Below are 1,526 nucleotides of genomic sequence, written 5' to 3' on the forward strand. Positions count from 1 at the left end.
GTGTAGACCGGGACATTCACCGCATAGCCGTACTCCGTCAGGTCAACCATGGCCGACATCTCGACTACGTTGTTATCGCCCATCTTCAGCTGCACGCCCTTGAGCGGCCCCTTCTCATTGTTCGTTGCCTGCATCATCGAACTCAGTTCCTCGTTTGTCATGGTTACGTCCATGGGGACGGCATTTGCCCAGCGGATGTTTGAACCGAGATAGTAATCAGACACATCCCCGTTGAGCTTCACGTTCTCCCGCGTGAGTACGGCGTGGAATGCTGCGGGATCTGCCCGCACCCCAAGATCGCGGGGTTTATTGGTGCCCAGTACTTCTGAAAATCCGGGAACATAGAAAACACCCGTTGCAGCAACCATTGCCAGGATGATGCAAACACACAGGATGACCGCCACGATCTTCCCTGCTTTGGAACTCACCTCTGCCATTCACAATCTCCAAATAACCACTAAAGGGAAGTGATCATGGATTAATGAATCCTTATCGGATTATTATAGAAGTCGCCCTCCCGTTCAGGGGCCCCTGAGAAAAATTGGTTGAAATGTCGGCAGGGGTGGTTGCACATGGGACGATTTGCAGCGTATTGTGGTTATTCATTCAGGTCGTTTTACCCGTGTATATCTTACGAAACCGGGCGTGCCGCCACCACCCCGGTCTCGCCGTACTGGACGATGTGGTCGTGCATGGCCCCTTTCAGTTCATACTTGTCCGATCCCCCGGGAAGGTCCGAGAAAATCATCAAGGCCAAAGACCCGGAAGAAGGTAGCGGAAGGTCTGGCCGGAAAGGGGGCAGGGGCGGCCGGTGTACCCGATCTCGCCGGCAAGGTTGATGCCCTGCAGTGCCGAAACGGGTGTCCTGGCAATCTTCCCGTGCGGGATTACGGCCGGAATGGTCTCCATGGCCGGGATATTCCAGATAAGCCAGGTACAGCAGGAGGCACCTTCCCGCACAGAAGTGTTGAAGACCATGATGACAAGTGAGTCGGCATCGAGTCCCTTTATCGATATCCTTGGCGAGGAATTCCCGCCTTCGCAGGTATGGGCGGGCGGGAAACCCGCAAACGCGACTGTCACCTCAGGGGTATCCAGGATTGTTCACCTTGCGTTATGTGATACAAGACAAAATGGAAAGCCATGATTTTATACTGTCTTTTGGGATGCACATCATGATGATTACCGGGTTTTTCACGGATGCAGTTTCGATTATTTATACTCCTGCCCTGAGATGAGGCGGTCGAATTTACTGCGCTGGTGGCGTTTGTCGGCTATACTGACTTTTTCGCCAAGGACCGGCGTAAGCAGCCCGAAGAGAAACGGCCCCTGGGAATGCATCAGGTCGAACTCGTGCTGGCGGTCCGTGGTATAGATATGGAGTTTATCCTGAGTCGAGTACCTCTTTTCGCAGATAATTTCCACATCTGTGATAGCAGAAAACGGAATCGTAATGGAGCCCGGAGCTCCTGAACCGATACGTTCTATCGGTTCGGTGAGATACCGCTGCCATGGCCCTGGTGTCC

3 protein-coding genes are annotated in these 1,526 nt (G+C 53.5%); all 3 read right to left on the reverse strand.

What is annotated here, in order from left to right:
* A partial coding sequence (locus tag CW742_RS12615; protein WP_292420887.1) for a hypothetical protein occupies positions 1-437 on the reverse strand: 437 nt, incomplete at its 3' end.
* Positions 438-747: 310 nt separating this feature from the next.
* Positions 748-1,083: a hypothetical protein gene (locus CW742_RS12620; RefSeq protein WP_292420889.1), complete on the reverse strand. Its 336-nt coding sequence runs from the start codon at positions 1,081-1,083 to the stop codon at positions 748-750.
* 129 nt (positions 1,084-1,212) lie between these two features.
* Positions 1,213-1,526: hypothetical protein (locus CW742_RS12625; RefSeq protein WP_292420890.1), on the reverse strand; the 314-nt coding region annotated here is incomplete at its 5' end.

The organism is Methanoregula sp., from assembly GCF_002835825.1.
Taxonomy (GTDB): domain Archaea; phylum Halobacteriota; class Methanomicrobia; order Methanomicrobiales; family Methanospirillaceae; genus Methanoregula.